General features: G+C 59.6%; 13 protein-coding genes and 1 pseudogene. 7 read left to right on the forward strand and 7 right to left on the reverse strand.

The window, feature by feature from the left end:
- Positions 1 to 717: pseudogene (locus tag ACQY8Q_RS05670) on the forward strand (hypothetical protein); the annotation flags it as partial.
- 140 nt (positions 718 to 857) lie between these two features.
- Here the strand turns inward: ACQY8Q_RS05670 and ACQY8Q_RS05675 are convergent.
- Both ACQY8Q_RS05675 and ACQY8Q_RS05680 read right to left on the reverse strand, forming a co-directional pair.
- On the reverse strand, positions 858 to 2,030 hold the full coding sequence (locus ACQY8Q_RS05675; protein ID WP_428425587.1) for a glycoside hydrolase family 5 protein: 1,173 nt from the start codon (positions 2,028 to 2,030) through the stop codon (positions 858 to 860).
- A 97-nt stretch (positions 2,031 to 2,127) separates the two neighbouring features.
- Entirely contained in the window at positions 2,128 to 2,628 is a 501-nt protein-coding gene (locus tag ACQY8Q_RS05680) for a GNAT family N-acetyltransferase (RefSeq protein ID WP_428425589.1), read from the reverse strand.
- Between the two features lie 274 nt (positions 2,629 to 2,902).
- On the opposite strand from ACQY8Q_RS05680, the gene ACQY8Q_RS05685 reads away from it, so the two are divergent.
- Positions 2,903 to 3,886 carry a glutathione S-transferase family protein gene (locus ACQY8Q_RS05685; protein ID WP_428425591.1) on the forward strand — a complete coding sequence of 328 codons (984 nt, stop codon included), beginning with the start codon at positions 2,903 to 2,905 and terminating at the stop codon, positions 3,884 to 3,886.
- Here ACQY8Q_RS05685 and ACQY8Q_RS05690 read toward each other — a convergent pair whose 3' ends face one another.
- Positions 3,887 to 4,375, reverse strand: a complete 489-nt coding sequence (locus ACQY8Q_RS05690; RefSeq protein ID WP_428425593.1) for an NUDIX domain-containing protein — start codon at positions 4,373 to 4,375, stop codon at positions 3,887 to 3,889. It lies immediately after the preceding gene.
- 88 nt (positions 4,376 to 4,463) lie between these two features.
- Between ACQY8Q_RS05690 and ACQY8Q_RS05695 the strand changes: the two genes are divergently transcribed.
- From ACQY8Q_RS05695 to ACQY8Q_RS05710, 4 genes are all read left to right on the forward strand, one after another.
- Positions 4,464 to 5,366 carry a metallophosphoesterase family protein gene (locus ACQY8Q_RS05695; protein ID WP_428425595.1) on the forward strand — a complete coding sequence of 301 codons (903 nt, stop codon included), beginning with the start codon at positions 4,464 to 4,466 and terminating at the stop codon, positions 5,364 to 5,366.
- A 163-nt stretch (positions 5,367 to 5,529) separates the two neighbouring features.
- Positions 5,530 to 6,081 (forward strand): tetratricopeptide repeat protein, encoded by a 552-nt coding sequence (locus tag ACQY8Q_RS05700; RefSeq protein ID WP_428425597.1) that lies wholly within the window; start codon positions 5,530 to 5,532, stop codon positions 6,079 to 6,081.
- 195 nt (positions 6,082 to 6,276) lie between these two features.
- Positions 6,277 to 6,795 (forward strand): RNA polymerase sigma factor, encoded by a 519-nt coding sequence (locus ACQY8Q_RS05705; protein WP_428425599.1) that lies wholly within the window; start codon positions 6,277 to 6,279, stop codon positions 6,793 to 6,795.
- Positions 6,796 to 7,632 (forward strand): anti-sigma factor family protein, encoded by an 837-nt coding sequence (locus ACQY8Q_RS05710; protein WP_428425601.1) that lies wholly within the window; start codon positions 6,796 to 6,798, stop codon positions 7,630 to 7,632. It abuts the gene before it with no gap.
- A 95-nt stretch (positions 7,633 to 7,727) separates the two neighbouring features.
- Here the strand turns inward: ACQY8Q_RS05710 and leuA are convergent, their stop codons facing one another.
- Together leuA and ACQY8Q_RS05720 are read right to left on the reverse strand one after the other, a co-directional pair.
- Positions 7,728 to 9,437 (reverse strand): 2-isopropylmalate synthase, encoded by a 1,710-nt coding sequence (leuA, locus tag ACQY8Q_RS05715; protein WP_428425603.1) that lies wholly within the window; start codon positions 9,435 to 9,437, stop codon positions 7,728 to 7,730.
- Positions 9,438 to 9,878: 441 nt separating this feature from the next.
- Positions 9,879 to 10,460, reverse strand: coding sequence for an ATP-dependent Clp protease proteolytic subunit (locus ACQY8Q_RS05720; RefSeq protein ID WP_428429679.1), 582 nt, complete (start codon positions 10,458 to 10,460; stop codon positions 9,879 to 9,881).
- A 253-nt stretch (positions 10,461 to 10,713) separates the two neighbouring features.
- Here ACQY8Q_RS05720 and ACQY8Q_RS05725 point away from each other — a divergent pair, with 253 nt between their 5' ends.
- Positions 10,714 to 11,292: a HupE/UreJ family protein gene (locus ACQY8Q_RS05725; protein WP_428425605.1), complete on the forward strand. Its 579-nt coding sequence runs from the start codon at positions 10,714 to 10,716 to the stop codon at positions 11,290 to 11,292.
- A gap of 50 nt (positions 11,293 to 11,342) precedes the next feature.
- Here ACQY8Q_RS05725 and queF read toward each other — a convergent pair whose 3' ends face one another.
- Both queF and ACQY8Q_RS05735 read right to left on the reverse strand, forming a co-directional pair.
- Positions 11,343 to 11,807, reverse strand: a complete 465-nt coding sequence (gene queF / locus ACQY8Q_RS05730; RefSeq protein ID WP_428425607.1) for a preQ(1) synthase — start codon at positions 11,805 to 11,807, stop codon at positions 11,343 to 11,345.
- Positions 11,804 to 12,727, reverse strand: a complete 924-nt coding sequence (locus tag ACQY8Q_RS05735; RefSeq protein WP_428425609.1) for a cation diffusion facilitator family transporter — start codon at positions 12,725 to 12,727, stop codon at positions 11,804 to 11,806. Before ACQY8Q_RS05735 ends, queF begins: the two co-directional genes overlap by 4 nt.
- Positions 12,728 to 12,748 lie beyond the last annotated feature (21 nt).

Consider the following 12,748-nt stretch of genomic DNA (forward strand, 5'->3'; position numbering starts at 1 on the left):
CTTGGCCAGACCGTCATGCAGGCAGCCGACGGCAAGCCGCTGCTGGTGTTGAACCGCGTCGGCAAGGGCCGCGTCGCCATGCTGCTCTCCGATCAGGGTTGGCTTTGGGCACGCGGCTTCGAAGGCGGTGGGCCCAGCGTTTCGCTCTATCGCCGCACCGCTCACTGGCTGATGCAGGAACCGGCGCTGGAGGAAGAGGCCTTAACGGCGCATGCGAGCGGCCGCACACTGGAAATCGCCCGACAGACCATCGCTGGCGATCCGGGCGCCGCCACGCTGACCTATCCGTCGGGCAAGACCGAGGAAATCACGCTCAACGAAGGCGAACCCGGCCTCTACAAGGCCAATGTGCGCACCGCCGAGACCGGCCTGTTCGAAGTCACCAATGGTGAACTCAACACGCTGGTGCATGTCGGCAGCGTCGATGCGCCGGAGTTCAAGGCGACGATCTCGACCACCGAGACGCTTAAGCCCTGGGCGGAAAAAACCAAGGGGTTGGTGCAGCGTCTTGCCAATGCCGATGGCCCGGTCGACGTGCCGCCGATCCTGCCAGTGCGCGGCACCGTCCGCGTCGCCGACGACCAGCGCATGTCGCTGCGCATGACCGACGAGACCGTGCTGAAGGGCATCAATTCGCTATCGCTGTTCGCCGGCTTCCTCGGATTGGCGGCGCTGCTGTTCGTGCTTTCGGCGACGTGGCACCGTGAGGGACGATAGGAATTGAGTTTGGGGTTCGCCTCGGCTCACGGCATCGAAGGCCTCAACGCCTCCGTCATTCCTGTGCTTGTCACAGGAATGACGGAGGAGAGTTTCACAAGCCGTCATTCACACTGACTTTGAGCGGAAGGCGACGCCCCTTAAAGCCTCTTCCGGATCGGATCGAATTCCGGTCCCGGTTTGCGCTTCACCGGATCGGGCTTGCCCTCGTCAATAGCCTCCCAGTACTTCCAGTTGACCTTCTGCGAGCCCAGTTCGTAGTCCATACCGTCCCAGCTGTCCTCGCGAAAACTGTAGAAAGCCCAGTGCAACTTGCTGTCATCGAGCGACGTCAACACATCCTCGAGATAGGTCTTGCAGCCCTCCCAGCGGCGCATGCAGCCGAATTCGCCGGCGACCATGCGGTTGCGCGGCACGTGGTGGCTGTCGGCCCAGTCGACCGGCTGCTGCAGATAGGCAGCGACCCGTTCACGGTTCCAGGTTTCTTCCGTCTCGCCAAATGGGACCTTACCCGGATAGGCATAGGGTGTGTCCCGCTTCATGTTCGGCGCGCTGGTGGCAGCATAGGGCTCGTACATATGGAAGCTGTAGAGCACCTTGTCGTCGGTAAGCGGTTTGGGCCAATAGCTGAAGGCATCGGCCGCCGCATACCAGCCGGCGTCCGCCATGACCGGGGTTGACGGGTCGGCCTCGCGGATGGCCTTGATCACGGTGTCGTAAAAGGCCGGCAGGTCACGCGCGCTGTCGGTCTGCTTCGCGTACCATTCCTTCATTGCATCGGTGCCGCCATGCTCGGCCACACCATTGTTCTTTTCCGGCGCCGGTTCATTGATGATGTTGTACGCGGCGACACCCGGGTGATCCTTGAGGGCTGTGGCAAGGTCCTTCCAGAAGGCTGCGGCCTGCCCCCACCAGGCCTTGTCCTGCCAGATCCGGCCGTCAAACTTATCGCCGTTGTTCTGCGCCCAGCGCATGCCGGGCAGCGACAGTGGCGTGATCACCACCTTCAGCCCTGCCTTATCGGCGCGGTCGAGCGTGGCCTTCAGCATTGCCAGATCACTTGCCGGAATGCCGTCATACTTATCGGCATCGCCGATCAGGAAGTCGCGTTTGGCCGGTTTCCACTTGTCATAGGACAGCCGCACCCAGGTAGCGCCGTAGCCTTTCAGAGCGTCGAAATAGGTCTGGTCCGGCGGCAACCGGTTAAAACTGTTGCCGCCATGCTGCGGCTTGTCCCAGAACTGGATGAGATCGGCTGAAGACGCCGAGGTGGCGAGGAGAAGCGAGGCGAAAACGGCGGGCAGCAGACGCATTAAAAATATCCCGGTTGCGATGGCCGGGATATTCGCAGTCACTGTGGCGGAATTGGGAAGGCGGCGGCGTTATCCACCTATAGTCCCCGGCGGAAAATCACGCCCGCCAGTGGATCTCGCCCTTCAGGCCGGCGTGAACGTCCTCAATCATCGGCACGACCAGAACCCGATTGGGATCAACCGGCCCCGGAAACGTCAGCTCACCATAGGCGACTTTCTCGAAACCGAGCGGCTGATAATAGGGCGGATCGCCGACGAGGATGACGCATTCCGAACCCTTGCGCCGCGCCGCTTCAACTGCAATGCGCACGAGCTCGCGGCCGATGCCCCGGTTCTTGTGCGAGGGGCGAACGGCGAGCGGACCGAGCAGATGGCCCTTGATCGAGCCCGCCATTACCGGGGTCATCCGCACAGAAGCAATTGTCTCGCCATCGTCGGCGCAGACGAAGGACAGCGCCAGATCATGTGGCCCCTGCTCGCGGATGCGGGCGGCGGCGCGGGCAAAACGGCCGGGGCCGAATGCTTCTTCATTGATGATGTCGATGGCTGCGTCGTGGGAAGCGTCTTCGGTGAGATAGACGAGGTCGTGCTTTTTCATGAACATCGGGAAACCGGGCATACGAGACAAAAATATGATGGCTTCGCCCTCCAGGGCGTTTGCAGCATCAGCGTCGTCGTGGGCTTCCCGGGAAAAACATCAGCTTTGATCCGTGTTCAGAAAAATTCTGCTTGGCCGGATAGCAGAAAAAAGCGCCGCGTCAAAGCCTAAAACGCACTGTTCAGCTTTTGCGGACTATATGCGCGAAATTGATGCGCTATCTATGGATCACGAATTCACAGACAAGCGGCGCTCCAGCCGCAGGAGATTGACGATGGGCATGCTGGTTGATGGCGTCTGGCAGGACGTCTGGTACGATACCAAGGAAACCAAGGGACATTTCAAGCGGGCTGCATCGCAGTTTCGTAACTGGATCACCGCCGACGGCTCAGCCGGCCCGACAGGCGAAGGCGGCTTCAAGGCCGAGGCTGGGCGCTACCACCTCTACGTATCGCTTGCCTGCCCCTGGGCACACCGCACGCTGATCTTCCGCAAGCTGAAGAAGCTGGAAGACCTGATTACCGTCTCGATCGTCGATCCGCTGATGCTGTCGAAGGGCTGGGAGTTCAAGAACGAGATCGGCGGCACCGTCGATCACCTGTTCGGCTCGGACGCGCTCTGGCAGGTCTATGTGAAGGCCGATCCGCGTTATTCCGGCCGGGTCACCGTGCCGGTGCTCTGGGACAAGCAACAGAACAGGATGGTATCGAACGAATCCGCCGAAATCATCCGCATGTTCAACTCGGCGTTCGACGGTTTGACCGGTTCGAACGAGGATTTCTATCCGCAGGCTTTGCGCGGCGAAATCGACGGCCTGAACGAGCGCATCTATGGCGCCGTCAACAACGGCGTCTACAAGGCTGGCTTTGCCACGTCGCAGGATGCCTACGCGGAAAACGTCACGACGGTGTTCGAGGTGCTGGACGAGCTGGAAGAACGCCTGTCGACGCGGCGTTATCTGAGCGGCGAGCGGATCACCGAGGCCGACTGGCGGCTGTTCACCACGCTGGTGCGCTTCGACCCGGTCTATGTTGGGCATTTCAAGTGCAACATCCGCCGCATCGCCGATTACCCCAACCTGCAGGCCTATCTGCAGGATCTCTATCAGGTGGCTGGCGTCGCCGAGACAGTCAACATGCGCCACATCAAGGAGCATTATTACCGCAGCCATACGATGATCAACCCGACCGGCGTCGTGCCTGTTGGGCCGGTCCTCAATCTCGACGCACCACATGGCCGCGAAAAACTGGCTGCCTGATCACCAGACGTCGGCTGGCGGAGCGCTTCCCGAGAGTTCCGCCAGACGCCGGCGCGTCGCAGGTGTCGTTGCCGCTGGCAGGTCATCCAGCGCAAAGAAACCGCTTTCGACGATTTCCATATCCGGCTTCTTCGGCGAAACCTGGCGGACATTAAGGCAGCGATAGAAGATCACATGGTCGCGCTTGCTGGTTTGCCGGTTGTAATAGACATGAAAAAGCTCCGGCGGTCCGCTCATCTCGAGATTGCCTTCCTCGCGCAATTCCTTGACGAGCGCCTGTAACGCTGTCTCACCCCGCTCCAGTCCGCCGCCCGGCATATGCCAGCCCGGAACATAGGAATGCCGGACCAGGAAAACCCGGCCCTCGGCATCGAAACAGGCGGCACGAACTCCCATGGTCATGCCGCGCGCGAACGCGAAATAGCTGTGCACCACGCGGGTGATCAGCCTGGATTTCCAGCTGCGCATTTCCGGCGGTGTCTCGCTCATACCGATCCGGTTCCCTTCATTCTTTAACTGCCAGGATAAAACACCTGGAATGATTCCCCTTTTCGGGAATATGCGCTAGGTACGAAGGATGTTCAAACTCGCCCATATTTCCGACATCCATCTCGGCCCCCTGCCAGATCTTTCCTTCCGCGAACTCGCATCGAAACGTATTACCGGCTTCGTCAACTGGCACCGCAACCGGCGCAATCATCTGGTCGGCAATACGCTCAACCTCTTGATGGACGAAATCGAGCGGATCGATCCGGATCATCTGGCGATCACCGGCGATCTCGTCAACCTCGCCTCGTCGCGCGAAATCGAGGTCGTGACGGAGTGGCTGCACGAAGCTGGCAAGCCGGAAAACATCTCGATCGTGCCCGGCAATCACGATGCCTATGTGCCGGGTGCCTACGAGAAGACCACAAAGGCCTGGTATCCCTATATGCGCGGCGAGCGCGGACCGGCGGAGTGGAACGAGGATTTTCACTGCTATCCATATCTGCGCGTTCGCGGCCCCGTGGCGCTGATCGGCTGCTCGACCGCCGTCGCTACCCCGCCTTTTGCCGCCAGCGGCTATTTCGGCAGCCGCCAGGCGCGCGAGACCGTCAATCTCTTACGTGCCGCAGGCGAAGCCGGACTGTTCCGCGTGGTTATGATCCATCATCCGCCGATCCGTGGCGCCACATCGCTGCACAAGCGCATGCTCGGCATCCGCCGCTTTGCAGCCACGATCACCGCCGGCGGCGCCGAACTGGTGTTGCACGGGCATACGCACCTGAACACGGTTTATTCGCTCAAGGGCCAGGTCAAACCTGTGCCTGTTGTCGGCATCGCATCGGCATCGCAAGGCCAAGGCGGCAGAAAACCACCGGCCGGGTTCAACCTGTTTTCAATCTCCGGCAGCCCTGGGCAGTGGAACGTGATCCGCGAGCGGTTCGAACTGACGATGGACAGCCGCTCTGTCACGCTGGTTGAAACCACACGGCTCTGATCGTCCCATCGTTACTCGCCAAGCAATGAAAAAAGGCTATTCTCGTGAAATAATTGGCTCCGGTCATCCGTCCAACGGGACTGACCGTAAGATGGAAGTGCTGACATCGGCAAATGTCAGGCAATATCCGGCTTGCCGGTATCAGTTCAGCCAGGAGATGACCATGATCCACAGCAAGACTGCCATAATCGCCTTGTTCTCAGCCACCTCATTCTTCGCGCTAGGCCAGACGGCCTTTGCTGCGGGCGAGGATACGACCGCGCCGCCGGAAAAGACCAAGACCTCCACCGAATGCAAGGACGGCAAGATCTGGGACAAGGACAAGAAGGAATGCGTCAATGCCAAGAAGAGCGGCCTTGACGACGATATCCTGTTCAAGGCTGCTCGCGAACTGGCCTATGACGGCCAGTATGAAAATTCGCTCAAGGTCCTCGACGCCGTCAAGGACCAGAACAGCGCCCGCATCCTCAACTATCGCGGCTATTCCAACCGCAAGGCCGGACGCATGGAACTCGGTATGAGCTTCTACAAGCGCGCGCTGCAGGCGGACGAAAACTACATCCTCGCGCGGTCCTACATGGGCCAGGCACTTCTCGAACAGGGCAAGGTCGAGGAAGCCAAGGCGCAGCTGATCGAGATCCGCGACCGCGGCGGCGAAAACAGCTGGGCCTATCGCGCCTTGCTCGAATCGCTCGGCGGTGTGCGGCACTATTGATAACAATCGGGCCGGGCCACGTTAACGCGTTGCCCGGCCCGACTTTAGACGTTGAGAAACGTCCCGAAGCTGCAAAATATGCGCTTCTGCCAGGCTGCCGACTTGCAGACCATGGGTCAAATGTTTCATATCAACCGGCGTATATTTCGACCGGACGAATAAAACCCAGATCCGGAACGTTTCCTTGGAAGAGCAATGCGTCCAGCGGCAGAATCGAACGAATTCCGGCGGGACTTGGTCAGCGTGCTGCCCAAGCTGCGCCGTTTCGCAATGACGCTGACGCGCAATGCAGCCGATGCCGATGATCTGGTTCAGGAGGTTTGCGAGCGTGCGATCACCCGTTACCACCTGTGGAACGGCGAAGGGCGGCTTGAGAGCTGGATATACGCAATGACACGCAACCTTTGGATCGACGAGATCAGAAAGCGCCGGGTGCGCACCGGCAGCGGCACGGTCGACGCCTCCGAGCAGGACGAGCTCTCAATCGAGGCATCCGGAGAAAAGGCTGTCTACGCCAACCAGTTGCAGAAAATGATCCTCTCCATGCCGGAAGGGCTGGCGAGTGTTTTCCTACTGGTGAACATCGAAGGGCATAGTTACCGGGAAGCCGCCGACATCCTGAAGATACCGATCGGCACGGTGATGAGCAGGCTTTCAACCGCACGCCTGCGACTGGCTTCGATGATTACAAAGACGACGGAAAGGAGAGCCTGAATGTTGCAAAATACCAAAGGCCTCCCGCTCGACGTTCGTTTGTCGGCCTATATCGATGGCGAAGTCAATGAAACCGAACGCAAGGAGCTGGAGCAGCTGATCGCACGCGACGACGAGGCAAGGCGGATGCTCGAGACGCTGCAGGCAGGAAGCTCCTTTGGCAACAAGGCCTTCGAGGAACTTCTTCACGATCCGGTACCTCTGGCGCTGGTCCGCAGGATCAAGCAGGGACCCGGTGTCAGCGCCAAGACCGAGCACCTTGTCACCACTACGCCCCGCAAGGCAAAACAGCGCCTTTGGCCGCGCGCACTCGCCGCCTCCGTCAGCCTGCTGCTCATCGGCGGTTCGACCGGTTTCATCCTCGGCAAGACCAGCAATGACGAAGCCCAGTCCGTCAAAATCGCCGCTGCCCGCACCTGGCTCGACGATATCGCCGACTATCACCGCGTTTATGCGCGCCAGACGGCAGAACATCTGGTGGAGGTTCCCGCCTCCGCAGGAGGCAAGATCGAAGGCTGGCTGGCTTCGAACGTCGGCGTGAACTTCTCGTTACCGGACCTGAGCGGCAAGGGCCTGACCTTCGAAGGTGCCCGCCTGCTGGTCGCCTCCGGCAAGCCGGTGGCGCAGTTGATGTATAAGGACCAGGACGGCGATGTCTTTGCGATCTGTTTTCTAAAGAGCACGCCGGGTGACACGGACGGCAAGATGACCGAAAGCATGCGCGACGATATCGCGATGATTTCCTGGCAGAAGGCCGGCGCATCCTACGTCGTGGTCGGCCCCTCTTCCGATGCCGACCTTCATGAACTCGCCACAGCCGTCTCGACCGCGATCTGAAGTTCTGCTTTATCAACGAAAAGGGCCGCATCCCCGGAGGAAGCGGCCCTTTTCGTTTGAATCAACTCCTTCACAGAGCCGCGTAAGCAGTTGGTTTATTGAGCCTTCAGTTCCAACACGCGGTTGGCGGCCGAAACAATGGCTTCAAGGGAGGCGGCAACGATGTTGGTATTGATACCGACGCCGAACAGTTTGCCGCCGGGATATTCGACTTCGACATAGGCGATAGCTGCCGCATTCGAGCCATGCTGCAGCGAATGCTCGGAATAGTCGGCAACCGATATATCGACGCCGAGATAGATCGACAGTGCATTGATGAAGCCATCGATCGGGCCGGTGCCCTTGCCTTCGATCCGTTTGGTTTCACCATTGTCGGTGATCTCGGCCGCAACGACCCGCACGCCCTTATGCTCGCCGACCGGATAGGTGTGGTGATCGACGAACCGGATGCGGGCATCCGGCTGATCGACGTAACGCTCGATGAAACGTCCGTGGATCGCCTTCGATGGCAGTTCCTTGCCGAATTCGTCGGTGATGCGCTGGATATCCTCGCGGAACTCGACCTGCAGGTTGCGCGGCAGGTTGATGCCGTAATCCTGCTGCAGGATATAGGCGATGCCGCCCTTGCCGGACTGCGAATTGATGCGGATGATCGCCTCGTAGGAACGGCCGACATCCTGCGGATCGATCGGCAGATAGGGCACTTCCCACTGCGGCTTGTTGGCAACCTTGATCGCCTTCATGCCCTTGTTGATGGCGTCCTGGTGCGAGCCGGAAAAGGCCGTATAGACCAGTTCGCCAACATAAGGATGGCGCTCGGGAATGATCATCTGGTTGGAATATTCGTAGACTTCCTTGATCCGCTCGATATCGGAGCAATCCAGCTCAGGATCGATCCCTTGGGTGAACATGTTCAGCGCCAAGGTCACCACATCGACATTGCCGGTGCGCTCGCCATTGCCGAACAACGTGCCTTCGACACGGTCGGCACCAGCCATCAGCGCCAGTTCGGTGGCGGCAATGCCCGTGCCCCGGTCATTGTGCGGATGCAAGGAAATGATCAGGTTTTCTCGATTGTCGAGATTGCGGCACATCCATTCGATCTGGTCGGCATAGACGTTTGGCGTCGCCATCTCGACGGTCGAAGGCAGGTTGAGGATCAGCTTGTTGTCGGCCGTGGGCTGGATGATCTCGGCAACCGAGTTGCAGATTTCCAGCGCCACTTCCAACTCGGTACCGGTAAAGCTCTCTGGCGAATATTCGAACCGGAAGCCACCGCCGGCCTTGGCTGCCATGTCGGCAATCATCTTGGCAGCATCAGTGGCGATCTGCTTGATGCCCTTGACGTCCTTGGCAAATACCACGCGGCGCTGCAACTCGCTGGTGGAGTTGTAGAAATGCACGATCGGCCTGGTGGCGCCCTGCAAGGATTCGAATGTGCGGGTGATCAGCTCGGGGCGGCACTGAACCAGCACCTGCAGGGAGACGTCGGCCGGAACGTTGCCCTCCTCCACACACCAGCGGGCGAAGTCGAAGTCAGTCTGCGAGGCCGACGGGAAGCCGATTTCGATTTCCTTGAAGCCCATGTCGAGCAGCAGCTGGAACATCCGGGCCTTGCGGTCGTGACCCATCGGGTCGACCAGCGACTGGTTGCCGTCACGCAGATCGACCGAGCACCAGATCGGCGCCTTGGTAATGGTGTTGCCCGGCCAGGTGCGGTCAGGAATGTTGATCTGCGGATAAGGCTGATATTTGACCGCGGCTTCAGGCATGCCTTGCTTGACGGTGTGGGACTTCATGATCATTGCGGCTTCTCTTCACTCTGTGAGGCGCATATCCCGCATGCAATAACCGATCGACGGTCGCATTGCGACGGCAAAATGCTGGCTCTCGGGTTCTTTTCGATGCTGGATTTCAGTAAAGACAAGGAGCTGGGGCCGGTGGGCTTTGGGCCACCGGGCGCTCCTTCAAAGAACCCGGCAACCGCGTGTAAGGCCGAGAAGAAGAAGCGATGTGAAGGCGCGCGAACGTTCCGCGATGGCAACGTGCCCGCGGGAAACCTGTTCGACAATGATGGCGCCTGTCTTCAACATGAGGCTTGTATAGCTGCAGAGGAAACGAAGGGCAAGCGCGGATCGTGTCAACGCAGCGACCAATGTATCCCCCACGCATAGGGAACGCGACGAGCAAAAGAAAACCCCGCCGGGCGAACCAGCGGGGTTGAGATTTTCGAGTATTTTAAACCCTTAGATATCGGCAGCCGATGTGACGATGCGCGATACGAGGCCGTAGGCCTTGGCTTCCTCAGCGGAGAGCCAGTAGTCGCGGTCCGTGTCCTTGGCGATCTTTTCGACCGACTGGCCGGTAGCTTCAGCAAAGATCCTGTTCAGGCGCTCGTTCATCTTGATGATTTCGCGCGCCTGGATCTCGATGTCGGACGCCATGCCGCGCGTGCCACCGGAGGGTTGATGAAGCAGGAAGCGGGTGTTCGGCAGGCAAATGCGCCGTTCCTTCGGAGCCGACACATAAATCAGCGCGCCGGCGGAAGCGACCCAACCGGTTCCGATCATCCAGACCTTCGGCTTGATGAACTTGATCATGTCGTGGATCGAGTCACCGGATTCGACGTGTCCACCCGGCGAGCTGACGAAGATGCGGATGTCGTCATCACTGGCGGCGGCAAGCGCCACGAGCTGCGAGCAGACCTTCTGCGCCAGTTCCTGATTGATCGGGCCATAGATGAAAATCGAGCGCGACTTGAAAAGGTTCGCCTCAGTCTCTTTGCCCAATGACAATTCCTTTGTCTTGTCGTCGTCTTCGTCGTTCATCATGCGAACTCTCCCGCGAAATAAATTCAAATGTCCTGCCGCTGTCAGATAAGGCGACTCGACTGCGAAAACAATGCAACAAAAGCGGTTACCGATGAAAGCGCAATCCGCAACACCCTGCCGCTATGGTAAAGATGCCAACTAAGGCAATTGCCGTATGGACGGAAATTCACTGCCAAATAAGATGCGGTCGTCATGATTTCACATCCGGCGGGGGTGCTCCCACATGCCCCGCCCACCCATGGGGACCATAATGAAAAGACGCCTTCTTCTCGCCGCAGCAAGCTTTGCCGCTTCGACCGCACCCGCCTTTGCCCATCTCGATCCCGCCGAACACGGATCGCTGCTCGCGGGCTTTACCCATCCCTTGTCGGGTCTCGACCATATCCTCGTGATGATCGCCGTCGGCCTTTGGGCAGCGCAGATCGGAGGGCGCGCCCTGTGGGTGGTACCCTTAGCCTTCGTCGGCACCATGGCTTTCGGTTTTATGGTGGCAATGGCCAGTATTTCCCTGCCTTTCGTCGAGCCAGCGATCCTCGCCTCCGTTGTCGCGCTTGGCCTGCTGGTCGCCATGGCCGTCCGCTTTGAAATCGTTGCCTGCGCCGCAGTCGTCGGCGTCTTTGCGCTGTTCCACGGCTATGCCCATGGCGGCGAGCTGGGTGCCGCCGGCGCCCTGCCCTTCAGCACCGGCTTCGTGATGGCGACAGCCTTGTTGCACATCGCCGGTATCGGCCTTGGCCTCGGCATCAGCCAACTATCGTCCGGCCGGGTCATCTCGCGCGTTCTCGGCGGCCTCACCGCATTCGCCGGACTGGCGCTGATCTTCAACTGATCGCCACCATCAAAGAAAAACGGCAGGCCAAAAGCCTGCCGTTTTTCGTTTCAACCGCGTCCGCGATAAGGCTGGACGCCCTGGTCCGGCAGCCACAAACCCTCCGGCGGAGTGCCCGTCTGCCAGAAGACATCGATCGGGATGCCACCGCGCGGATACCAGTAGGCGCCGATCCGCAGCCATTTCGGGGCGAGCAGATCGACCAGCCGCTTGGCAATATCGAGCGTGCAATCCTCGTGGAACGCACCATGATTGCGGAATGAATGCAGGTAGAGTTTCAACGACTTGGATTCCACCAGCCAGCCATCCGGAACATAATCGATGACGATATGGGCGAAATCCGGCTGTCCGGTCATCGGGCAAAGGGAGGTGAATTCCGGTGCCGTGAAGCGGACGACGAAATCCGTTCCGGCATGGCTGGTCGGAACACGCTCGAGCACGGCCTCTTCTGGGTTCTGCGGTGCCGTTACATTCTGTCCCAGCTGCGACAGGCCGGAGACGTCTGTGGTTGTCATGATCTCAATCCTTCGATGACTTTGACGCGAATGCCATGGGCCTTTTCGCCCTCCGGCTCGACGTGAATGGCAATCTTGGCTCCGGCGTGGACCTCGCGGATGGCATCTTCAAGGCGGTCGCAGATATCATGCGCCTCGCCCACCGGCATGGCCGCCGGAACGACCATATGGAAATCGACAAAGATCGCCGCACCCGCCTCGCGGGTCTTCAGGTCATGCACGCCGAGAGACCCTGCCGCATTGGCTGCAATCGCCGTCTTGATCGCTTCCTCCTCGTCGGCCGGAACGGCTTTATCCATCAAGCCGTCGACCGAACGGGCAATGACCTTCCAGCCCTGGTAGAGAATGTTGCAGGCAACGATCACCGCAAGCAGCGGATCGAGCACGGCATAACCGGTGAGAATGGCAAGCACCAACCCGATGAGGACGCCGATCGACGTGATGACATCGGAAAAGATATGATGTCCGTCGGCGGTCAATGCAGGGGAGCGCAAGGCAGCACCGGCGCGGATCAGGGTATAGGCCCAGATTGCGTTGATGATACCGGCCACAAGATTGATTGCCAGACCAAGTGCTGGCGTTTCCGGCAGCTTTGGCGCCAGGATCGCAGGGATCGCTTCGGCAACGATCAAAAGAGCCGCGACGACAATCAGCACGCCTTCGACGACGGCGGAAAAATACTCCGCCTTATAGTGGCCGAACGGGTGTCCGGCGTCTGCCGGCTTTGCGGCATAACCGATGACAACAAAGGCGACGATGGCGGCAATAACGTTGACGATCGATTCCAGACCGTCCGACAGCAGCGCCACCGAGCCTGTCACCCACCAGGCGAGCATCTTCAGACCCAGCACGGCCATCGCCAGCGGGATGCCCCAGAACGCCAGCCGCTGCGCCTTGTTTCCCTGAATTTCACTCGCCATCGCTCATTCCTTCGTCCCATA

The organism is Pararhizobium sp., assembly GCF_965279435.1.
Lineage (GTDB): Bacteria > Pseudomonadota > Alphaproteobacteria > Rhizobiales > Rhizobiaceae > Pararhizobium.